Here is a 22508-nt window from a genome sequence, read left to right as displayed (position 1 = left end):
GTGATTCAAAGAAGGTTAAGACTTTTTCTTGTTTCGATTTTTAGTTTTGGCTTTCGACCAAAAAAGTGAGCCTACCCATCCCGAAAATGCGCCAACACCAATGGCGAGTGCAAGTGAGATCACAAACTGAGTGTGAATCATATTGGATATGAGAATACGGCTGACAAAATAGGTAATTACTGCAACCATATATCCGATAATAAAACTGGATATCATATCCTTTGTTTTAAGATTGACGACAAAAAGAGCCACAAATGACGCCACAATTCCAATGGCAACCCAGGTGAGGATAAACGTTGTATCTGTAAAATTAATAGCTCTTCCTGAGTGCGTCCAAAGCGGAATGCCGGCCGCAATCGTTGAGATCAAAATCGCTATCAACTTATAGTTTTGCCTTGTAGATTCAATCATGCCATTAGAGATAAAGTTAGTTTTGAATGGTTAAATAAGATAAAAAAGCTAAAGGATGTTTATGAAAAAACATTCTTTAAAATGAATTTAATTGAAATAAAAGCTGCGGAATTTAGTTTTCCTTGATAATCAATAAATTGAAATGAATGTAAAATTTAAATTAACATGATGTATAAGTGCATCTCCTTTTTTATATTTGACAGCCAATCATTTTAAAGTAAATGTGATTTTATAATGGATATTAAATTTGTAAAGCGTTCTCAGGTACAATCAAGTAAACGAAGATCTTCAAAATTTAAACCGCTAATGGATGCGCTGGATAAACTGGAGCCGGGCGGACAAGCTGTTGAGGTTAGTTATTCAAATGAGAAGAGTGTGAATTCGATGCGTACCGCTGTATATCAATACAACCAGGAAAACAACGTAAAAATTAAAAGCGGCAAAGACGCTAATAATAAGAAGATCTATTTCTATAGAGAAAAATAGATCATTTGAAAAGTAATTATGGCATCCTTAGTAAAAATAGGGATGCCATTTTTTAATGTGTGATCATTAATTTACATCTGCCCAATTAAGATAGAGCGACCTCACTTCCTCAATTTTTTCCTCAAGATTCTCAAGTGTCCAGTCTTCTGTATCAATTGGATCATGTATATGAGCTGTTGCTTTTCCTTGTTTTGTAAACAGAAACCCACCTTTGCTTAATTCTCTATTACCTTCAAAATAGATGGGAACAATCGGATAGCCTAAATCCATAGCCATTCTAAAAGGACCCTTCTTGAATGGTCCAATGACACCTGGGTGTTTGCGTGAACCTTCAGGGGCGAGCATAACGGTTAAGCCTCGTCTTTTTATCCGGTCTACATTTTTTTTAAGTGTTTGAACGGCCTTGTCAGACTTCTCTCTTCGGATGAAAACCTGCCCGGTTAATCGTCCCAAAAGGAAGAAAAGTGGATTGTACTGCAGTTGCCATTTGGCTACAAATCGAACCCTGGGAAGGCCAAGGGCTAAAATGGTGAGGATATCTAAAGTTGAACTGTGATTGATGATATAAACTGCGGGATAGTGAACGTTACCTGAATGCTTTTTTATGCTAAAATCTATACCGGCAACAGGAAAAACGGGTTTTACAATGAGTGGGGCTATTTTTTCAACGACGAAATTACTTAAACGACCTGCCGAAATAAATAGCAGAATCAGGATGAACGGAGTCATGAAGAGAAGCATCAAAAAAAACAGTACGATAGCGAGGGAACTGCGGATATATTCCGTGATGGTTAATCGCTGTTTACTATCAGACATATTTAAATTGTAAGGATGGGATGCTTGCTTATAGATTGATCAAACTACCGGAAAACATCTTTAAAATGTTTGATCTCAGGCGCTTCATTTTTCTTCTGAACAATGGAAATAACATCAAACCGGGCAACGGCAGTCTCCATTTTACGTTCATAGAGCCAGGCTTCGGCCGCTTTGCGAATATTCAACTCCTTTTCTGGCGTGATGGAGTCCTCCGGTTCACCAAAATAGGTGCTGCTTCGGAACTTAACTTCTACAAAAACGATGTAATTTCGATCGGTAGCCACAATATCAACTTCGGCTTTTTCAAAAAAATAGTTTCGGTCAAAAATCAGCCAGTCTTTCGATTCCAGGTATGCTGCTGCAATATCTTCGCCCCGGTTGCCTATGTCTCGATTAGATTGAGTCATGTTTAATCTGTTTTCGATTTTCCGGTTCCTTTCAGTGACTGATGGGCTTCGGCCAGTTTAACCAGATGCTTTAAAAAAGTAAGGTTATTCTTGTTGATGTAGGGCAGAAGTGCTTTCGTAAAACGATCGAACATCTCAAGAAATTCAACAAAATTTTCTATTCGCTCTTTAAAATCAGCCTCTTCAATGCTTAGGTTTTCGGACTGTTGTAAAATGGAGAGAGTGTTCGATAAATTTTCCTTGATGGGTTCAACCTCTCTGAACTGCCTCTCCTGAATAATCCTGGATACGATGGTCCACACTTCCTGTTCGGCAGTAAAATAATCTTTGCGCTGCCCTTTATAGTGAACTTTCTGCACCAGCTTCCACTGAATCAGATTTCTGAGATTCATGTTAGCGTTGCCGCGGCTGATGCTCAATTGGTCCATAATGGTATCAGTATCGAGCGGCTCACCTTCGGCGTATAGAAGAGCATGTATTTGTGCCATGGTCCGGTTGATACCCCAGGCAGAGGCCATTTCACCCCAAACCTGAACAAATTGGTCAATAGCCTGCTGATGTATCTCCTTTTTAGACCCGGCCATAGAATCTTAATTCTTCTGAATTGAACAACCGCAGGAACTACCGGCTTCAGAGCTGCAGGTGGGTTCAGGTTTACTGTTTTTGTAATCAGTATTGTAGAAGCCGGTACCTTTATAAACTACACCTCCGCCACCTGATATCATTCGTTTTACCGGCTGTCCGGTTTCAGGACATGAGGTAAGTGCATCATCACTCATACTTTGAAAGATTTCAAAAATAGACCCGTCTTCCCGCTTATATTCGTATGTAGGCATTGCAACAATTGTTTGGTTTAAATTTCCGAAACATATCAGCAGAAAATGTGCCAATTATGAATTTCTGAAAAAATTGACAATCGATTATGTCAATTCAGAGATCCCTGTTTTTAAACGTTTGGAAGCCTCCTGAAGATCTGACATTGAAGCGGCATAGCTGAGTCTCAAACCTCCGGGCTCTCCAAAAGCATCACCCGGTACGGTGGCAACCCCATGCTCTTCCAGCAAGTAGAGAGCTAAGTCAGTAGTTGTTTGAAGGCGCTTGCCTGAAGGAGTTGATTTACCAAGAATTCCCTGAACATCCGGAAATACATAAAACGCACCGGAGGGTGTAAAGCACTCTACACCGCTGATTGAATTGAGCTCTGCAACGATAAAATCTCGTCGTTCTCTAAAAGCTTTTCGCATCTCCTCAATCGGTTTCATTGGGCCGGTGTAGGCTGCAAGCCCGGCTTTTTGAGAAATGGATGAAGGAGCGGAGGTCTCCTGACTCTGAATTTTTGCTACTGCATCTGCAATTTGTTTAGGACCCGCCATATACCCAAGTCGCCAACCGGTCATAGCAAATCCTTTGGAGAAACCGTTTATAATAACCGTACGGTCTTTTAGCTCAGGGGCAGCATTGAGAATACTTGTGTGATGATCATCGAAAACAATATACTCGTATATCTCATCTGAGAGAATCAGTATGTCAGGATGATCTGCAAGAACATCAGCCAGCTCCCGAAGCTCCTCATCTGTGTAGCATGCACCGGTTGGGTTGGATGGCGAGCAGAGAATAATGGCTTTGGTTTTCTTTGTAATTGCATCAGCGAGTTGCTCTGCCGTCAGCTTGTAGTTGTTGCTGAAGTCAGTTTTTACCGTTACGGGAACTCCTTCAGCCATTTTTACCATCTCAGGATAGGAAACCCAGTAGGGTGCAGGGATAATCACTTCATCGCCCGGATTGATGGTGGCAAGTAATGTAAAACCGATTGACTGTTTGGCGCCATTTGAGCAGACAATCTGTCCGGAATCATAATCAAGCCGGTTGTCTCTTTTTAATTTATGGCTGATTGCCTCACGCAGTTCCGGCATGCCGGTGTTCATTGTGTAACCGTGAAAGCCATTTGTAATGGCTTCAATTGCCGCATTGCAGATATGAGACGGGGTTTTGAAATCAGGTTCTCCGGCACTTAGGGATACAATTGATTTGCCTTCTCTTGCGAGTTCTTTTGCCCTGGCAGTTATTTTTAATGTTTCGGACGGAGATAAATTTTGAGCTCTTTTTGATATCATAAATTCCTGAAATTTTGATTGTACGCCAAAGGTACCAAAAAGGGCGTTGTTTGTCTATCGGGTTCTTTGGGTGAGTAATAAGTATTGAGTGGTAAGCATCGATTATTAAGTACTAAGCAGTGGGTTTGGTGGTTTGTATGCCGGAGACATCATTTTCTTTACCCGATACCCGATTACTCAAGATCCCTCTCATTTAAAAGAAACTGGGCAACTGCAGCCAATACGATAGCGTGGTGTACAGTTCCGTTTTGAACTAAGGATAGAAAACGGTTAAGAGGCATGGTGTGAACTTTGATATCTTCAGAGCCGTCCGGATTGTTACTTCCCGTGTATGAGCAGTTTCTGGCTACATAAAGATGTGTGAAGTTGTTTAAAATGGCGGGGTTTGAACTGGTTCTGCCAAGCTTTTCCCACTCATCAGAAAGATAGCCGGTCTCTTCATGCAGCTCACGTTTGCAGGCTTCCAGCGGCTTTTCTCCCGGATCCACCATTCCGCCCGGCAATTCCAGCGTTGTTTCATCAATACCAACACGGTACTGCTCAACCAAGACAATTTCATTTTCAGCAGTGAGGGGGATTACATTAATCCACTCCGGTGCTTTTAAAATGTAGTACGGGTGATTGGACTGAAATTCGGGTGGATTCAGTTGTAATTGATGCAGAGAAAAAATGGGAGTTTCATAGAGTTTCTTATCTTTGAGCAGTTCCCATCCGGGTTTAGAAAATTTGAACATAACACTCATCAGTAACCTCTTTTATGGATAAACGACTTGAAATTACAAAAGACTCATTCAGCAACGAAAAAGAAATCGAGGAGCTCGCCAACAAAGCGTGCGATATGATGGAGGAGATCTACGATGAGGGCGATTATCCAAAGTTGATGATCAAACGGTCGTGGTCGGAGCATAACCCGATTATAACCGGAGAGATGGCGCTTCCGCACGCCTACCGGTGGTATCTGACGCGCGAACTGAAAAAACTGATGCAAAAGGGAGCGGATGTGAAAATATTTCCATCCCGTCCCCGGGTTGAAATGAATGACCCAAACCTGTTTGATAATGCTGATGAGGATGAGTGGGATATCACACAGAAGAAACTTTTCCTGTTTACTCCCGAACGAATTGATATCTCCCTAAACCGATTGGAGCACTATACCGGAACACGCCCTCAGGATTTTCAGCGGTACATCCTGTTCACCAACTACGATATGCACGTTGAGGTGTTTAAGGAGCGCTACCCGGATTGTGTAGAGCCAAACCGGTCTGTACAGATGCCGGCCTATCATCACAAACTGCCCGATAATAAAGGAGTTACACTGATTAATATGGGGGTGGGACCGTCTAATGCTAAAACGATTTCAGATCATGTGGCGGTTCTGCGTCCCGATGCCATGATTATGGTCGGGCACTGCGGCGGACTCCGAAACCACCAGGAGATCGGGGATTTTGTCCTTGCCACCGGCTTTATGCGCGAGGATAAAGTTCTGGATGATATTCTTCCGCTCAACATTCCAATCACGCCCAATCACCTGTTGAATGTGTATCTGAAAGAGGTGATGGATAAGTATGACAGAAATTACCGTCTTGGAACGGTCTATACTACGGCGAACCGGAACTGGGAATTCATTAAAAAACGAACGGTTGAGCAGATTCACATCAGCCGCAGTTTGGCGGTGGATATGGAATCGGCTACGGTGGCGACCAACGGATACCGCTACCGCGTGCCGTTTGCCACTCTCCTTTGTGTAAGCGATAAGCCGCTGCATGGAAAGCCAAAACTGACCGGCGCAGCGCAGTCATTCTACGAAAACTCCAAGGAGCTGCATCTGAAAATGGTGATTGAGGCATTGGATCTGAGTAAAACATACTATCCTGAAGGTTTGCCCAACTCCAGCATTCGTGCATTCAACGAACCGTTAATGGGCGGAGCGGAATGATTTATTGGCGAGAGGAAAAAGGCGAGAAGCGAGTTTAGTTTAGAATATTATCTACTATAAAATTGAGCCGGCAGATTCGAAAGAGTCTGCCGGTTTTTTTATGTCCCGTCCGTCCGCTATGCGCGGTCAGACGGGTCTGGTTGTTACTCGTGGCACGCCTTAAAGTCGTACCACGAATGGTTGAGATTCATGCCCCCGTCAGACCGCTATGCGCGGTCAGACGGTCATAATTATTAAGGATTTAAACAATGCCTCGGTATTCTGTAAATGACTACAGAAGGATAAAATTTCTTTAAAGGGCAAATATTTATTGTTTATCAATAAATATTTGCCGTAATTGGAGATGAATGTATGATCTAATACTTGACGATATGATACAATATTTAGAAAAAGAACTCACTCTGCTTCGTCAACTGGCGTTTTTGTCGCTTTTTGGGGCGGTAATTATGATCGGTTTTGTGGCCTATACGTTGGCTGTTTTTATTCACGATGGAGGTGTGGGTAGCATGCCGGTAGAAACTGTTTCGAAAACGAGCGGTGATATGCTGTCGGAGAGTATTGAGGTCTCTCAGCGTAAGGAAACTCTCTATATAACACTGCCTTTTTCACTGGGATTGAATGTCTATCTCCTGATGATGGCTGAGTTGCTTAAAAGTTTAGCGCTTGTAGCTGTTTTCTTCCTGATGGCAAAGTTTTTTCATCTCGTTGCCAAAGGACAGCTGTTTATGGCTCAAAATTCCAAATACCTGAAATTTGCCGGTAATACTGTGGCAACAATTGGAATTTACTACTACCTCCGAGGCTTTCTTATTTCCTATTTGATCCGGGATGAGTTGTCTGCGCCGGGGAGTGAGATTAGCGGCTCAAGTGGCTATATGGTTGAGTTTATTCTGGTGGGGATGATACTCGTGCTGTTTGGCTACATCATGGAAGAGGGGCGTAATATTTACGAAGAACAAAAACTGACGGTGTAGATATGAAAACTTTCGGAAGCTGGTCTATTATTTCATTTCTGAGGTTTGTAGCCCAATTCATCTGGGCGGTTCTGCTCGTTACCATAGCCGGACAACTTCTGATGCTGGGCATTTTTGTTTATTCGGGGGGTGAGATTGGAGCTACGTTTTCGGTATATCTGGATTCATCTTTTTTAGTGAATCATCTAAAAGAGGTATTATCGGGTGAGCAGGCGTTTTTGTTTTCGGCCGGAAGCGTAGAGATGAGTTTTATGCCTCTGAAGGGTGAGGTGATGCTCGGCGCGATATTGCTTCTTGTTCAAATAGGAATTTTTGGATTAGCGCTTTACGGATTTTCAGTGCTGAAACGGGTTCTGGACGCCATGCATAAAACGGATACATTTACGATTCAAAACGGATCAGACATTCGGATTGTGGGGTTTCTTTTGGTTATAGCCGCGCCTCTCAGATTTCTTTTCGAGTGGGGAGTAAAACTCTATTTTGATTCTCATGTTATGATGGATGAGATCACAGCTGTACTGCCTCCGTTTGATTTTACTCTTTTCTTTGCCGGCTTGGTCTGCTTTGTGATTGCCGAAATTCTGAACCGGGCAGCTATCATGCACGAAGAACAAAAATTGACGGTGTAGATTATGAATTCACTTAAAGACAAAAATTCAGTTTATTACTCATACGCCATTATCAATTTTCTTTGGTACGCGTTGTGTGGAGTTGCAATACTGTTGATTGGACTCATTTTCGCCAAGCATACTTTTGGCCTGACGGTGGAATTTTTAAAAATTCAAATTCCGGTAGAAGCTGATCAGCTTACTTTTCAAACAGCGATCGACTCGTCCATGATCAGCATCGACTCAGCCACAGCTTTCCTAAATCTGGATTATATCATGAATAACCATTTTGGCCTTTATGTCGGAATGATCATCTCTTTGATAATTGGATTGGGTTTATCTCTGTTTGGTTTTTTTCAACTTCGTATGATCCTCAAATCAGCCTGGAATGATAAAGTCTTCACCCAAAAGAATATCAAGCGGCTTAAAATTATTGCCGGTTTGATCATAGCTTTCGAGCTCCTCGGGTGGCTTATGTATCAGCTTTTTGTGGTACCCATTGATGAACTTATGGTTGCCAATGAAATCTCGGTAAGCCTCGATTTTGAACTTGGCAGTTTTGTCTTTGGCTCCTGCTTTTTGCCCTTGCTGCGGTTTTCGAAAAAGGGCATGATATGTATCAGGAATTAAAACTGACGGTGTAACCATGGCTATCATCGTAAATCTGGATGTAATGCTGGCCAAGCGAAAGATGTCGCTCACAGAACTTTCCGAGAAGGTGGATATCACCATGTCGAACCTCTCTATTCTTAAAACTGGCAAGGCCAAGGCCATTCGCTTTTCCACACTTGAGGTGATTTGCGAGGCGCTTGAATGCCAGCCGGGTGATATTTTGGAGTATCGGGACGATGACTGAAAAGTCCGCCCGACCGATGCGTCGGCCACGAACCTGTTGTTACTCGTGGCACGTCTCCAAGTCGTGCCACGAATATAGTATTTGGCACAACCTTACCCGAGTTTGGGAACAACGGTTTCAGGGTTTTCCCGACTGACCGCGGGTAGCGGTCTGTCGGGGGATTTGAAAAAATTTTGTAAGGAACTCTCTGTTTTTGCCTCTTACAGATAAAAAGGAAAGAGATATGAGAACAGAGGAATTTGATACGAAAAAATATTTTGGACGAGCCGTGCGCGATATGCAGCCGGATGAACAGCCAAGAGAGAAGTTGCTTAAGTACGGAGCTGATTCACTTTCTGATGCTGAACTATTGGCCATTCTGCTGCGAACCGGTACCAAAGGGATGAACGTAATTGATGCATCGCGTGCACTGCTGGATCGATTTGACGGCCTCAGAAACCTTTCACGTCAAGACTGGCAATCCCTAAAAGTGATACCCGGAATTGCGAAGGTCAAGGCGCTCACGCTCGAGGCTGTTTTTGAACTATCCAAACGGATCCAGATGGCATCGCTGGGCGACCAGGTAAAAATTACATCACCGGATGATGCGGCCGCATTTTTTGCTCCTCGGTTGAGAGATCTTCCACACGAGGAGTTCTACGTGGCATTTCTGAACAACGCAAAAATTTTAACCGGATATAAGAAAATCAGTCAGGGTGGAAATAAGGCAACGGTTGTGGATGTGCCGGAGGTGATGCGCCAGGCCATTCTGAATCAGGCCAATTCTATTTTAGTGGCTCACAATCATCCGTCCGGATATGCAAAGGAGTCCGCTTCAGACATCAATTTAACAAACCGAATCGTAGAGAGCGGAAAACATATTGGAATTCCCTTGGATGATCATATTATTATTGCGGGAGACCGATTTATTAGCTTTCGAAACAAGAATCTGATTTGAAAGATAGCGTTATCACCTACGCGTTTAAGCTTATTTTTAATTTGCTCAGTTCAGATCATCTGTTATCTTCAAAGTTCCACAAAATAAAATCTGCCGGGGTATGGACTATTCAGAACTTGTAGAAGCACTTCAGAGGAATGATAGACAATCTGTAAACCAGATCTGTGCCGACTCTCTGGTTATTCTGAAAAAGTATTTGATCGCCCGAATGGGCGCAACGCCTGAGAATGCGGAAGACGCTGTACAGCAGATGTTTGAATATTTGATTCCCAAAATTCGTGAAGACGTGATTGATAATCCTGGCGGGCTTGCAAAATATATGATGAAAGCCGCCCGCCACACCTATCTCAACCTTTTACGTGATTACAACTTCAATGAGTATGAAGAGCTCGCGGAAGAACCGGTTGTGCCGGAAAATCAGATCTGGAATTTGATAAATGATGATCGTAAACAGATCTTAAAGCACTGTATTGATAAGTTGAAAGCTCACTACCGCTCTCTGGTCGAATTTCTGCTTACCTATCCGGAGGCGGATGCGGCCGATGTAGCCGAAAAATTTGATATATCAGTAAATAATGCGTGGCAGCGGAGACACCGTGTAATTAAGCACTTAAGCTCCTGTGCAGAAGAGTACAGCTCATAAATAAAAATTTTTTTGTAAGGATTTCTGACAAATGGTGCCATACATCCGGATACTGTATTCTAAAATCATTGAGATTCCGACATAAATACATAAAAAAAGAGAAATGTCAGATAAAGAAATCTACAGAGAAATTACCCGCTATATTGATGGAGAACTGTCAGGAAATGAGATTGACAGCCTTTGGGAGAAGTTTGTTGATAACCCGGAGTACTATAAGTGGTTTGAGACAGAGCTGCACTTGAGGGATTTGGCTAAAGAGGCCGAAAAGAGTAACATCACATCGATTGATTCCGTTAACGGTGCTAAACCTGAGAGAAATAACAAGAGCATGAAAGGCTGGTTCTATGCGGTCGCAGCCATCATAATTGTTAGTATCGGCCTTCAGTTCTATTCCGTGCAGGATACGGTTTCGATTCATCCTCTCTCAATATCACAGATTGAGATTGACGAGATGTCGGGAACCGATATTATGCGATCTGACGAGGTTACCGCTTCCTTTATTGATGTGGAAATAAGTCGGGGGCTGACGTTAGCATATGAAGGAGAGTATGAAGAGGCAGATGCCAAATTTAAATCCATTTTGATGGAGAATCTAAACCCTGAACAGGAAGCCAGAGTGATGATGAACCTCGGGATTCTTCACTACAACATGGCAAACTTTGAAGATGCTGCACGGTACTTTGAGGCTGCATCTAATTCTGAAGAGATGAATAAGTTTTTTGTGGAAAAAGCCTGGTGGTTTTTGGGGAATGCATACCTGAACCTGGAGCTTCTGGAAGAGGCAAGGGATGCCGTCTATAAAGTCTACAGTACCGATGGCAGATTTGCCGGTCAGGCTGAGAATCTGCTGGAAAAAATGGATGGAGAGTCAGAGTAAAAAAGTAGTATTCAGTAATCTGAGCATGTTTGGGTACTCAAATAGAATCGTAAATGCCAGGGATCGGTTCAGTTCCGTTTTTGATGTGATCCATCAGGAATTTGTGTACGGAAATTTCATCCTCACCCTTTATCCGTTTTACTTTTTTATACTTCCCTGACGGTTTCAGTATCCAGCGTTGCCGGTTATCCTTAAGGTAGAGGTCGAGGAAAAATTTAAGATATCTTTTAAGCTGATTGTTCTCGATCGGCGACAGCACTTCAACACGGGCATCAAGGTTTCGGTGCATCCAGTCGGCCGAGCCAATGAAGTATTTATCTTCACCGCTGTGATGAAAATAGTAGCATCTGGAGTGCTCCAGAAATCTCCCGATAATTGCGTGAACCCGAATATTATCACTCAACTCCTTTTTTTGAGGTATCAATCGGCAAACACTTCTGACGATCAGGTCAATTTGAACTCCTGCCTGTGATGCCTCATACAGTTTCTGAATAATCAATGGATCTTCCAGATTGTTCATTTTTCCTATGATTTGGGCGTTTTCACCTCGTTTAGCAGCATCAATTTCATGCTGAATGAGCTCCATCAGATGATTTCTCATCCGTTTTGGCGCAACCAGCATTTTGTTATAAGTCTGATCGGGTGCATAGCCGGTGAGCAGATTAAAGATGTCGCTCACGTCGGACGCAAGATCTTCCCGGCAAGTAAAGAAGCCAAGGTCTTCGTACAATTGCGCCGTATCGGGGTGGTAATTTCCGGTACCGACATGAATATAACGTCGGAGTCCGTCATGTTCTTCACGAACAACGATCGTCAATTTTGTGTGAATTTTTAACCCGGCAATACCATATGATACATGCGCACCGGCTTTTTCGAGCTTTTGTGCCCAGCTGATATTTCTCTCCTCATCGAACCGTGCTTTCAGTTCAACCAGAACAGCCACTTGTTTATCGGCTTCGGCTGCTCGAATGAGAGCGTGCATTCCCGGAGAGTCACTGGATGTGCGATAGAGTGTTTGCTTGATGGCAAGCACTTTTGGGTCGTTCGCGGCTTCTTCAATGAATCGTTGAGTGGAGGTTTCAAAGCTGTGATAGGGATGGTGTACGATGAAATCACCCTTTCGTATTGTGCTGAAAATATCTGGAAGATCCTCTTCCATTTGATGTTTAAAAACCGGGTGGAGAGCGGGAGTCCAGGGCGTATATTTCAGGTGATTGAATCCTTCCAGGTCATAGAGCTGGGTTGCATCCGCCAGGCCAAGCGGGCCGTCCATCTCAAAAAGGTCGTGTTTTTTAATTTTTAGCTGGTCGATCAGATACTGCTTGACATCGTCCGGCATTTCACGGTCTATCTCCAGTCGCACAATTTCAGAAAATCGACGCTCCCGGAGTTCATCCTCAATCATTTCAAGAAGGTCGTCGGCTTCTTCTTCATTTCTCTTTAAATCAGCATTTCTTGTTACTCTGAATATGTGGGCTGATATGATCTCCATTCCCGGGAAAAAGGATGAGATATTTGCCTTAATCAGTTCACTTGTAGAGAGAAGAGTGACACTTCCCGAACTCTTCTCAAGTGTGATCCATCTGGGGCGGTTGGCCGGGATTTTTACACGTGCAAAAAAATATTCATCTGACCCTGGTTGCTTCAGTTTTACAGCCAGCGATCTGCTTTTGTTGGAAATAAATGGAAATGGGTGAGCTTCATCAACAGCAAGCGGGGTGATGATCGGGTAGAGTTGAGTTTGGAAATAGTGGTCGGCTTTTGATCGAAGATCCGACTTAAGGTTTCTATACCTCTCAATTCGAATGCCCTCCTGGTTCATTGCCGGCATCAGGTTATTGAAAAAGCAGTTCCGGTAAAAGCTGATCATCTTGCCAACATCTTTTCGGATGGCAGTTAATTGCTGTTTTGGCGTCAACCCATCCACAGAAAGCTCTGTTACACCGGCATGGAATTGTCGTTTTAATCCGCCCACTCGCTTTTGATAAAATTCATCCAGGTTGGAGCACACAATTCCTATAAATTTGACTCTCTCTAAAAGCGGATTGCTTAAATCCTGAGCTTCGTGCAAAACCCTCCAGTTGAACTTCAGCCAGCTTAGCTCATAGTTCAGGAAGTAATCCATTCCGGCAAGGTTCAGCTCAGCAGGCCCTCCGTTTTTCTGAATTTCATATTCATTCAAAAATTCACTCATTGTATATTCGAATGCTTTAATAGTTGACCGATAGATCTGAGGCTCGAATTGCAATCAGGGCAGAAGATCATTGCAATGAAGCATTTTCATTTTAAGTTAAGTATTATAGTGTTACCAAAGTTTAAACAAATCAGACCTGTAGCACCTTGCAAAATCCACTTTTAGACCCCGAAGAAAAAGATTTTTCAGTAGAAGAAAATCTGCGTCCCTCTTCATTGAATGAATTTGTTGGACAACAGAAAGTGATTAACAATCTGAATGTTTTTATTCAGGCTGCTAAAAAGAGAAACGAAGCTCTTGACCATGTTATTCTTTCAGGCCCTCCGGGGTTGGGGAAAACTACTCTTGCCTATATCATTGCAGCTGAGATGGGTGTTCAGATCAAACCGACTACCGGCCCGGTACTGGAAAAACCGGGAGATCTGGCCGGACTGCTCACCAATCTGGAGCAGGGTGATGTGCTTTTTATTGATGAAATTCACCGGCTGAATCCGATTATTGAGGAGTATCTCTACTCTGCAATGGAGGATTATAAGCTGGATATTGTGATCGATTCGGGGCCGAATGCCCGCAGTGTGCAAATTGATCTGAATCACTTCACCCTGGTGGGAGCAACCACCCGTAAAGGACTGTTAACGGCACCGCTCAGAGCTCGGTTCGGCATAGATATGCGGCTCGACTACTACGATACCGAGCTATTGCAGCGAATTGCACTGCGAACGGCTCACATTTTGAAATTTGGAATTACGGAATCCGGCGCGCATGAGATTGCCCGGAGAAGCCGCGGGACTCCGCGAATTGTGAACAAATTGCTTCGCAGAACCCGAGATTTTGCCCAGGTGGAGGAGATGACGGAGATCAATGATCAAATAGCCGACAAGGCACTGAACGCATTGGATGTAGATCAAAACGGCCTGGATGAAATGGATGTGAGAATTTTAAAGGCAATTATTGAAAACTACAGCGGCGGTCCGGTTGGCTTGAGCACACTTGCCGTTGCCGTAGGGGAAGATAAAGGGACGATTGAAGAGGTTTATGAACCTTTTTTGATTAAAGAGGGGTTTATGCAGCGCACTCCAAAGGGGAGGGTTGCGGCAGCAAAAGCGTATCAATACCTGGGGATAAAGCAGAGTGGCAGCGGCGATGGCAATGATCTATTTTCGGCGGATAATTAAAAATCCGCAAAGTGAAAACCTTACAAATATTTCGTACTTTCAAACCGCTTTTAAATCAACGAATTAATTTCTACAGACAAATTGATGAAAAGATTATTTACTTCCGAATCGGTATCAGAGGGACATCCTGATAAGGTATCTGACCAGATATCTGACGCAATTTTAGATAAAATGCTGGAAGGGGATCGAAACTCTCGTGTAGCAGTTGAAACATTAGTGACAACCGGTTTGGCCGTGGTTTCCGGTGAGGTGACAACCGACTCTTATGTTGATGTGCAGGAGATTGTCAGAGAAGTTATTCGTGATATAGGATACACAAAGGCGAGCTATCGGTTTGATGCCGATTCGTGCGGGGTACTCACTACGATTCATCAGCAGAGCCCGGATATTGCGCAGGGTGTGGATGAATCGGGTGAGAAAAAGCAGGGGGCCGGCGACCAGGGCATGATGTTCGGATATGCCAACCGGGAAACGGAACAGTACATGCCGATGACACTTCAATATTCGCACGACCTGCTCCGAAAATTGGCACATATCAGGAAGGATACTGCATTGATGCCATATCTTGGCCCGGACAGTAAAAGCCAGGTTACCGTGGAGTATGACGAGAACAAACAGCCTAAGCGTGTAGATACAATTGTGATTTCAACCCAGCACGATGAGGGGGTAGAGCAGGCTCAGATTAAACAGGATATTAAAAAGCACCTGATAGGTACCGCGATACCTGAAGATTTTATCGATTCTGATACCATTCTGCATGTAAATCCAACCGGTAAGTTTGTGATTGGCGGTCCGCATGGTGATACAGGTCTCACCGGACGTAAAATTATCGTGGATACCTATGGCGGACGCGGTGCTCACGGTGGCGGCGCATTTTCGGGGAAAGATGCCTCAAAAGTTGACAGAAGTGCCGCATACGCAACCCGGCATATCGCGAAAAATATTGTTGCAGCCGAATTGGCAGATGAGTGCCTGGTGCAGGTGGCTTACGCTATTGGTGTGGCTGACCCGGTCTCCATTTATGTTAATACGTATGGAACGGGTAAGGTGGATGATGTAAAGCTGGCCGATGCTGTGATGAAAACGTTTGACCTGACTCCTGCCGGAATCATTAAGAGACTTGACCTGAAAAAACCTGTATTTAGAAAAACGGCTGCCTATGGACATTTTGGTCGGGATGAATTTTCTTGGGAGAAGCTGGATTTTGTTGATCAGATAGCGAATGCGGTAAAATAGTATTGAGTCCTGAGATGTGAGTCTTGAGAATTCCCTCGTCCGGAGTTCTGCTACGTGACGACAACCACGCAGCTCCGCTGCAAATAATGTTCTGCGTGAATACCGTCTCTGGTTTATTCTGAGCTCCATTCCATTCCCTCTGTTCAGCGGAGGAGTATACATTTGGTTGATATTCTAAAAGCAGCACACCCCTCCGAGGTAAATCGAAAACGAAGCTCATTTTGTGGAAATCAAACCACAATGTTCGTCACTTTTCCAAAACTCGTCGCACGAACCAGCGAAATGAACACCGGAATTCGGCAGACGAATGCGTGACACTTTTGCCGTACACCGTATATCATAGAGCATAGTGTCACTCTCTACATCTTGCCGTTGAAGCCTGAAGCCTGAAGCCTGAAGCCTGAAGCCTGAAGCCTTTCTTTATTTCTTTTTACAAAATGGTTCTGTTTATCTATGTTAATTCCACATGTTAATATAAACCAAACAGAGTCAGATTTATGAAAAAACTGTTTACTGTAAGTATGATGTTGTTCATGTGGGTGTTTAGCCTGCATGCACAAGATCGTCCGCATGTTTTTGAAGGTGCGGAAATCATCCCGATTACGGGAGATGTGATATCCAACGGTGTGTTGGTTGTGCAAAATGGAAAAATTCAGGCTGTGGGCGAGTCAGGTTCAGTATCCATACCACGAAATGCCGTTCGAGTTGATGCATCAGGCAAAGTAATTATGCCGGGATTGGTGGATACCCATTCTCATATAGGTGAAGGTGATGGCGGGGACCGGTCCGCAACACTTCATCCGGATGTTCGCATTATGGACACCATCGACCCGAGAAGCAAAACATTCTATAAAGCGCTTGCCGGTGGATTAACCACGGTCAATATTATGCCGGGTTCAGGCCACTTGATGAGTGGGCAGACGGTTTATGTAAAACCAAAGCCTGCAAATACAATTGAAGAGATGCTGGTTGTTGTTGATGAGGAGACAGGGATTTACGGGGGACTGAAAATGGCGAACGGTACGAATCCGCTTCGATCCGGAGGCACGCCTGGCACACGCGCAAAATCTGCCGCGATGGTTCGCTCCCTGTTTTTGAAAGCTCAGGACTATCAGAAAAAAATAGAAGAGGCTGATGGTGACCCTGAAAAGATGCCTGCGCGCGACCTTGAAATGGAAACGCTGGTGGAAGTACTGGAAGGTAAACGCATTGTTCATAATCATACCCACCGCCATGATGATATCCTGACGGCGATCCGCCTTTCTGAGGAGTTTGGGTATCGGGTTGTTCTGCAGCATGTGAGCGAGGCCTGGAAAGTGGCCGACGAAATTGCCAACTCAAACGTGATCGGATCATCTATTATCGGACTGGACTCTCCGGGCGGTAAGATGGAGACGATTGAGATCTTCGACATCAACGGAAGAGAGCTCGAAAGGGCCGGTGCCGAAGTTGCATTTCATACGGATGATGGAATTGTTGACTCCCGATTTTTACTTCGAATGGCTGCCCTGGCAGTGAAAGAGGGAATGAGCCGCGAAAGGGCTCTTGAAGCACTGACGATTTCCGGCGCTAAAATGCTGGATTTGGAACATCGGGTGGGCTCACTTGAAGCAGGAAAAGATGCTGACTTTATCATTCTTTCGGGTGATCCGTTCAGCGTCTACTCGCATGTTGAACAGACCTGGATTGAGGGAGAAAAAGCCTGGGATCGGGAAGATCCGGAGCAGGGTAAATATGCCACCGGAGGATACGATATTTTCCGGGCGTCCACTCTTCATACTCACCACTAAGGAGGTCTGACAATGAAAATCAAAGAAAATAACATAATGAAACGAGCAGGAAAATTAGCCGGATTAGCCCTTTTGCTGATTGGTTTTGCAGTATCGGTTCTGCCGGAGTCTGCTGATGCACAAATTGCCGTAAAAGGTGAAACGGTTTATACCATGAATGGCAATGCCATATCAAATGGGGTAGTATTGATTCGCGATGGAAAGATTGAGCGGGTTGGTTCTGCGAACCGGGTGAATATTCCTTCGGGTTATGAAGTGCACGAAGCGAAGGTTGTTACACCGGGATTGATTGATGCCCGTTCTGTGGTGGGTCTGGCCGGTTATTACAACCAGGATCACGATCAGGATCAGCTGGAAACTTCCTCGGCTATTCAGCCTGAATTGCGAGCATCCGATTCGTACAATGCCCGTGAGTATCTGGTTAATTTTTTGAAAGAGCACGGGATTACCACAGTGCATACAGGTCACGGGCCCGGTGCTGTGATAAGCGGTCAGATGATGATCGTAAAAACAACCGGATCAACGGTTGATGAGGCTTTGGTTAAAGATGGCACAATGCTCTCAATTACGATGGGGTCCGGTGTGAGTCGTGCATTTAGCTCTCCGGGAACCCGGTCAAAAACTGTGGCTATGCTCAGACAGGAGTTGATCCGCGCCAAGGATTATGCTAAAAAACGAGCTTCCGGTGAGACCAATGGCACCGACCTTAAGTCTGAGGTAATTGCAGATCTGATTGATGGTAAAATCACCGCCATGATCAACGTGCAGACTTCGCAGGATATCAACACTGCACTTCGGTTACAGCGCGAGTTCGGATTTCCAATGGTATTGGAAGGCGGAGCAGAATCTTATCTGCTGATGGATGAGATCAAAGCGGCGGATATTCCTGTAATTATCCACCCAACGATGGCTCGTCCCGGTGGAGCAATGAAAAATATGAGCTTCGAGACGGCTTCCAAACTGTTTGATGCAGATATTCCAATTGCATTTCAGAGTGGGTTTGAGGGATACGTTCCCAAAACACGAGTTGTTCGTTACGAAGCCGCTATTGCCGCCGCAAATGGATTGGGAATGGAGAATGCTCTCTACTCAATAACCGCAGGTGCAGCCAATATATTGGGAATTGATGATCGAGTCGGCTCACTTGAGCGAGGCAAAGATGCGGATATTGCAATGTTTGACGGTGATCCGTTTGAGTATTTAACGAAAGTACAAGGTGTGATAATTGACGGCGAGGTAGTTTACAAGCCGGAGTAGATCAAACCTCATGAATAACTAGAAGCCCTTCTTCAATAATTTTGGAGAAGGGTTTTTTAGTTTTTGATCTAAGGTTCACCGCGGAGGCACAGTGTACTTAGAGAATAATGTGTATTGGATTGCTGATTCTTAATCAAATCTGATGACCAGAAGCAAATTTAATTATATAGATCAGGTTAAGAAAACTCCGTCAGGGGTTTCCTGTTTATAGAAATCACAGTGCTATCAAAAAGGCTCCGGAGGAGCCTCCTGTATTTAATTTTTATTTGGCTAAGTTCAGTGAAAAGGAGGCACCTACGGAGCGTCGTTGTAAATTTCTTTCGGTTACTATATACAGGATATTCCTATGGAATAGGATGGTTAAAATTTCGATTTGTCGTTTTGCATGGAAATCCTGCATCGCTGACAGGTTTATTAAAAAAGGTCAACGCAACAAGTGTCTTTGCGGTGAACCACCTATTTCAGGCGGCATCGAATTGACGGTGATCAATTGTCAGGAAACATAAATTCAGATCCTTCGAACAGCTTAGAGTATTCGAGCCTTGGTGGCAGAATTGAGTGTTTAGGCCACAAAGACGCCAAGTCATGAAGTTACATGAAGATAAATCTGGGAAAGGTAAAGCTGTACGGAATATTAATATCCAATGAACACCCCTCTAAATTTCGTTTCACGTGTCGCTAACGCTCGGAGCCCCTAGACTTTTTACTAATTCAGTTCAGGCAATTGTTATAACCCATTCATGGGGTGTACACACGAGCGCGGGATTTATCCCCGCGCCCACATTTTCCTCCGCGTACCCAGCGCCACTGCGGTGAACCATCGAACGCACCAGGCTGATCTGATTGTTAAAGAATATTTGTTACCAATCATTCTGCCATTCGGGTAAATAGTTTCGTATTTTTACACGTTTTCGGAATCATCTAAACCACGCTTCATGAGCGAATCAGCTATCGAAAAAAAAGCAATTTCAAAAAACGGTACCCCAACTTCAGATCGTCCCATTGTTGTTAAGGGTGCCAGGGTTCACAATCTCAAAAATATCGATGTAGAAATTCCCCGGAATAAACTAACAGTGGTGACCGGTGTGTCCGGTTCGGGGAAGTCGAGCCTGGCATTTGATACGATCTACGCCGAAGGTCAGCGCCGCTATGTGGAGAGTTTATCGAGTTATGCCCGCCAGTTTCTGGAACGGATGGATAAACCCGATGTCGATTTTATGCAGGGAATCTCTCCTGCGATGGCTATTCAACAAAAAACAACCAGCAGTAATCCGAGGTCTACAGTTGGGACTTCTACAGAGATTTATGACTATGTACGACTCCTTTTTGCGAGAATTGGAAAAACGATCTCGCCGAAGTCGGGAAAGCAGGTTCAAAAGGATACCCCCGAAACGATCATCAAAGAGCTGTATGATGAGCTTGAGGAGAAGACCAAATTTTATGTTCTTTTTCCGCTCGATTTGAGAGAGGGAAGAAAAATGGAAGAGCAGCTCGCAGTGATGAAGGAAAAGGGTTTTACGCGTCTGTTGAAGCTGGATGACGAGCAGATGGTGGACTTAAGCGGTAATGATGTGGATCCGAAAAAGATCAAGCCGAAAGAGTTCCGGGTTTTGGTTGACCGCCTCGCCCTGAAAAAAGATGACGACGGACGAAGCCGGCTGGCCGACTCCATTGAAACCGCATTCAGGGAAGGCAACGGCCGCTGCTCAATCAAGGTAAGAGATGGTAAAGAGTTCCCGTTCAGTGAGCGGTTTGAACGCGACGGGTTGGAGTTTCTGGAGCCGACTCCGCAGATGTTTTCATTTAACAACCCGTTTGGCGCCTGCGACACCTGCGAAGGTTTTGGCCGCGTGGCAGGAATCGATGAAGATCTGGTCATTCCCGATCACGATAAGACCATTCGTGGCGGTGCCGTTGCCCCGTTCGATTCGCCAAAGTTCAGTAAATATCTGAAGGATTTTATAAAGGTGGCGGCGAAAGAGCAACTTCCAATCGATGTGCCATATAAAGATCTCGATAAGAAAACCAGGCGAATATTGTGGCATGGGAAAGATGGCTATGCCGGAATCCATGGATTTTTTGAAGATGTAAAGAGCCAGTTCTATAAAGTTCACATGCGAGTGCTCTACTCTCGATACCGTGGTTATAGCCGCTGCCCGGACTGTGAGGGCTTCCGTGTGCGAAAAGATGCTCTTTATGTGAAAGTGGGCGAGCTTCACATTGGTGAGGTTTCAGAGATGACCATCGGTCATGCAAGGGAATATTTTAATGATCTTACTCTCACGGAATTTGAACAGGCGGTAGCCGGACAGATACTGTATGAGATCCGAAAACGGCTCAAGTACCTGGACGAAGTTGGGCTCGACTACCTCACGCTCGATCGTCTTACAAATACGCTAAGTGGTGGTGAATCTCAGCGCATCAGCCTGGCCAACTCGCTTGGGAGTTCCTTGATCGGGAGTCTGTATGTTCTGGATGAGCCAACCATCGGGCTTCACCCCAGAGACAACGACCGACTGATCAATATTCTAAAATCGCTTCGGGATATCGGAAATACGGTACTGGTTGTGGAGCACGATCCCGAGATGATCAAGTCGGCGGATAACATAATCGACATAGGCCCCTTTGCCGGAAGTTACGGCGGTGAAGTGGTGTTTAGCGGCCCTTATGACAAGCTGCTGAAAGCAAAGACCCTGACCGGAAAGTATCTGAGTGGAGCGAAGGAGATACCTGTGCCTGAAAAGAGGAGGAAAGGTAACGGAAAAGCGTTGCTGGTTGAGGGAGCCTTCGAGCACAATTTGAAAAGTATAGATGTGGAGTTTCCTCTTGGTAAACTGGTTTGTGTAACGGGCGTTTCCGGCTCCGGAAAATCAACCCTGGTGCATGATACGCTTTACGCATCCATCCAAAATGAGCTGGGAACCTGGAAGGAGAAGATTGGTCGTCATCGAAAACTGAGCGGGCTGCGCCATGTTGAAGCAGTGGAGATGGTGGATCAGAGCCCGATCGGGCGTTCCACTCGATCAAATCCGGCTACCTATACCAAAGCTTTTGATGGAATCCGCGACCTGTTTGCCAATACGCGGCAGTCAAAAATTATGGGTTATACACCGGGACATTTCTCCTTCAACGTGCCGGGCGGGCGATGTGAAGCGTGTCAGGGCGAAGGTGTTCAGAAGATTGAAATGCAGTTTATGGCCGACATCGAACTGGTATGTGAGGAGTGTGGCGGCACACGTTTCAGGAAAGAGATTCTGCAGGTGAAATATCGGGGAAAGAACATTCACGATGTCTTGGAAATGAGTGTAAGCGATGCCATCGACTTTTTTGTGGATGAGTCATCGATTGTGAATAAACTACAGCCACTGGATGATGTTGGTCTCGGATATTTGAAACTGGGACAAAGTGCCACAACGCTATCGGGAGGCGAAGCTCAGCGTGTGAAGCTGGCAAAATTCTTATCCAAGACCAACAATGAGCACACACTCTACTTTTTTGATGAACCAACCACCGGACTCCATTTTGAGGATATCGCCAAACTGCTGAAGTCGTTTAACGATCTTGTGAATCAGGGCCATTCGGTGATTATTATTGAACATAACCTGGATGTGATTAAATCGGCTGACTGGATTATCGATATTGGCCCGGAAGGTGGATTTGGCGGTGGACAGGTAGTTGGAACCGGAACACCTGAAGAGATCGCAACCATTGAAGAGAGCCACACCGGCCGTTTTCTGAAGGAAATTTTGTAGTTAGCTTTTTCAAACAGGGATGTTGAAACATTCTTCAAT

22 protein-coding genes are annotated in these 22508 nt (G+C 44.6%); 14 read left to right on the top strand and 8 right to left on the bottom strand.

Annotated elements, in window-relative coordinates:
* Window positions 1–15: 15 nt before the first annotated feature.
* Entirely contained in the window at window positions 16–411 is a 396-nt protein-coding gene (locus BG260_RS09245; RefSeq protein ID WP_069131950.1) for a hypothetical protein, read from the bottom strand.
* 234 nt (window positions 412–645) lie between these two features.
* Here BG260_RS09245 and BG260_RS09240 point away from each other — a divergent pair, with 234 nt between their 5' ends.
* A complete protein-coding gene (locus tag BG260_RS09240; RefSeq protein WP_069131948.1) occupies window positions 646–897 on the top strand; it encodes a hypothetical protein in 252 nt (83 codons plus the stop codon).
* A 66-nt stretch (window positions 898–963) separates the two neighbouring features.
* Here the strand turns inward: BG260_RS09240 and BG260_RS09235 are convergent, their stop codons facing one another.
* The 6 genes from BG260_RS09235 to BG260_RS09210 form a co-directional block, all read right to left on the bottom strand.
* Window positions 964–1713, bottom strand: a complete 750-nt coding sequence (locus BG260_RS09235) for a lysophospholipid acyltransferase family protein (RefSeq protein WP_069131946.1) — start codon at window positions 1711–1713, stop codon at window positions 964–966.
* A 44-nt stretch (window positions 1714–1757) separates the two neighbouring features.
* Entirely contained in the window at window positions 1758–2120 is a 363-nt protein-coding gene (locus BG260_RS09230) for a YraN family protein (protein WP_069131944.1), read from the bottom strand.
* 2 nt (window positions 2121–2122) lie between these two features.
* A complete protein-coding gene (locus BG260_RS09225; RefSeq protein WP_069131942.1) occupies window positions 2123–2704 on the bottom strand; it encodes a GbsR/MarR family transcriptional regulator in 582 nt (193 codons plus the stop codon).
* A 6-nt stretch (window positions 2705–2710) separates the two neighbouring features.
* Window positions 2711–2956, bottom strand: coding sequence for an FmdB family zinc ribbon protein (locus BG260_RS09220; RefSeq protein ID WP_069131940.1), 246 nt, complete (start codon window positions 2954–2956; stop codon window positions 2711–2713).
* Window positions 2957–3040: 84 nt separating this feature from the next.
* Entirely contained in the window at window positions 3041–4234 is a 1194-nt protein-coding gene (locus tag BG260_RS09215) for a pyridoxal phosphate-dependent aminotransferase (protein WP_069131938.1), read from the bottom strand.
* A 173-nt stretch (window positions 4235–4407) separates the two neighbouring features.
* The gene (locus tag BG260_RS09210; protein WP_083750218.1) at window positions 4408–4977 is read right to left on the bottom strand and encodes an NUDIX hydrolase; all 570 of its coding nucleotides are present in this window, start codon (window positions 4975–4977) and stop codon (window positions 4408–4410) included.
* Between the two features lie 14 nt (window positions 4978–4991).
* Here BG260_RS09210 and BG260_RS09205 point away from each other — a divergent pair, with 14 nt between their 5' ends.
* From BG260_RS09205 to BG260_RS09170, 8 genes are all read left to right on the top strand, one after another.
* The gene (locus tag BG260_RS09205; protein ID WP_069131932.1) at window positions 4992–6170 is read left to right on the top strand and encodes a phosphorylase family protein; all 1179 of its coding nucleotides are present in this window, start codon (window positions 4992–4994) and stop codon (window positions 6168–6170) included.
* A 371-nt stretch (window positions 6171–6541) separates the two neighbouring features.
* Window positions 6542–7144 carry a DUF2975 domain-containing protein gene (locus BG260_RS09200; protein ID WP_176719468.1) on the top strand — a complete coding sequence of 201 codons (603 nt, stop codon included), beginning with the start codon at window positions 6542–6544 and terminating at the stop codon, window positions 7142–7144.
* 2 nt (window positions 7145–7146) lie between these two features.
* On the top strand, window positions 7147–7773 hold the full coding sequence (locus BG260_RS09195) for a DUF2975 domain-containing protein (protein WP_069131927.1): 627 nt from the start codon (window positions 7147–7149) through the stop codon (window positions 7771–7773).
* 3 nt (window positions 7774–7776) lie between these two features.
* Entirely contained in the window at window positions 7777–8382 is a 606-nt protein-coding gene (locus BG260_RS09190; protein ID WP_069131926.1) for a DUF2975 domain-containing protein, read from the top strand.
* Window positions 8383–8398: 16 nt separating this feature from the next.
* Window positions 8399–8608, top strand: a complete 210-nt coding sequence (locus tag BG260_RS09185; RefSeq protein ID WP_069131924.1) for a helix-turn-helix domain-containing protein — start codon at window positions 8399–8401, stop codon at window positions 8606–8608.
* A gap of 223 nt (window positions 8609–8831) precedes the next feature.
* On the top strand, window positions 8832–9545 hold the full coding sequence (gene radC / locus BG260_RS09180) for a RadC family protein (RefSeq protein ID WP_069131958.1): 714 nt from the start codon (window positions 8832–8834) through the stop codon (window positions 9543–9545).
* Between the two features lie 100 nt (window positions 9546–9645).
* Window positions 9646–10188, top strand: coding sequence for an RNA polymerase sigma factor (locus BG260_RS09175; protein WP_069131922.1), 543 nt, complete (start codon window positions 9646–9648; stop codon window positions 10186–10188).
* 103 nt (window positions 10189–10291) lie between these two features.
* Window positions 10292–11065, top strand: coding sequence for a tetratricopeptide repeat protein (locus tag BG260_RS09170; RefSeq protein ID WP_069131921.1), 774 nt, complete (start codon window positions 10292–10294; stop codon window positions 11063–11065).
* A gap of 37 nt (window positions 11066–11102) precedes the next feature.
* Here the strand turns inward: BG260_RS09170 and ppk1 are convergent, their stop codons facing one another.
* Window positions 11103–13259 carry a polyphosphate kinase 1 gene (ppk1, locus tag BG260_RS09165; protein ID WP_083750221.1) on the bottom strand — a complete coding sequence of 719 codons (2157 nt, stop codon included), beginning with the start codon at window positions 13257–13259 and terminating at the stop codon, window positions 11103–11105.
* A 146-nt stretch (window positions 13260–13405) separates the two neighbouring features.
* On the opposite strand from ppk1, the gene ruvB reads away from it, so the two are divergent.
* The 5 genes from ruvB (at window position 13406) to uvrA (ending at window position 22469) form a co-directional block, all read left to right on the top strand.
* Window positions 13406–14434, top strand: a complete 1029-nt coding sequence (ruvB, locus tag BG260_RS09160; RefSeq protein ID WP_069131919.1) for a Holliday junction branch migration DNA helicase RuvB — start codon at window positions 13406–13408, stop codon at window positions 14432–14434.
* Between the two features lie 84 nt (window positions 14435–14518).
* The gene (gene metK / locus BG260_RS09155) at window positions 14519–15670 is read left to right on the top strand and encodes a methionine adenosyltransferase (RefSeq protein ID WP_069131917.1); all 1152 of its coding nucleotides are present in this window, start codon (window positions 14519–14521) and stop codon (window positions 15668–15670) included.
* Between the two features lie 497 nt (window positions 15671–16167).
* Entirely contained in the window at window positions 16168–17460 is a 1293-nt protein-coding gene (locus BG260_RS09150) for an amidohydrolase family protein (protein ID WP_069131916.1), read from the top strand.
* Between the two features lie 12 nt (window positions 17461–17472).
* A complete protein-coding gene (locus BG260_RS09145; RefSeq protein WP_245683937.1) occupies window positions 17473–18717 on the top strand; it encodes an amidohydrolase family protein in 1245 nt (414 codons plus the stop codon).
* A 935-nt stretch (window positions 18718–19652) separates the two neighbouring features.
* Window positions 19653–22469 carry an excinuclease ABC subunit UvrA gene (gene uvrA, locus BG260_RS09140; RefSeq protein ID WP_069131911.1) on the top strand — a complete coding sequence of 939 codons (2817 nt, stop codon included), beginning with the start codon at window positions 19653–19655 and terminating at the stop codon, window positions 22467–22469.
* The last annotated feature ends 39 nt before the right edge of the window (window positions 22470–22508 follow it).

It is taken from the genome of Rhodohalobacter halophilus, assembly GCF_001715195.1.
GTDB classification, from domain to species: domain Bacteria; phylum Bacteroidota; class Rhodothermia; order Balneolales; family Balneolaceae; genus Rhodohalobacter; species Rhodohalobacter halophilus.
Note: the sequence above shows the minus strand (reverse complement) of the source record. Positions and strands in the feature narration are given on the sequence as shown.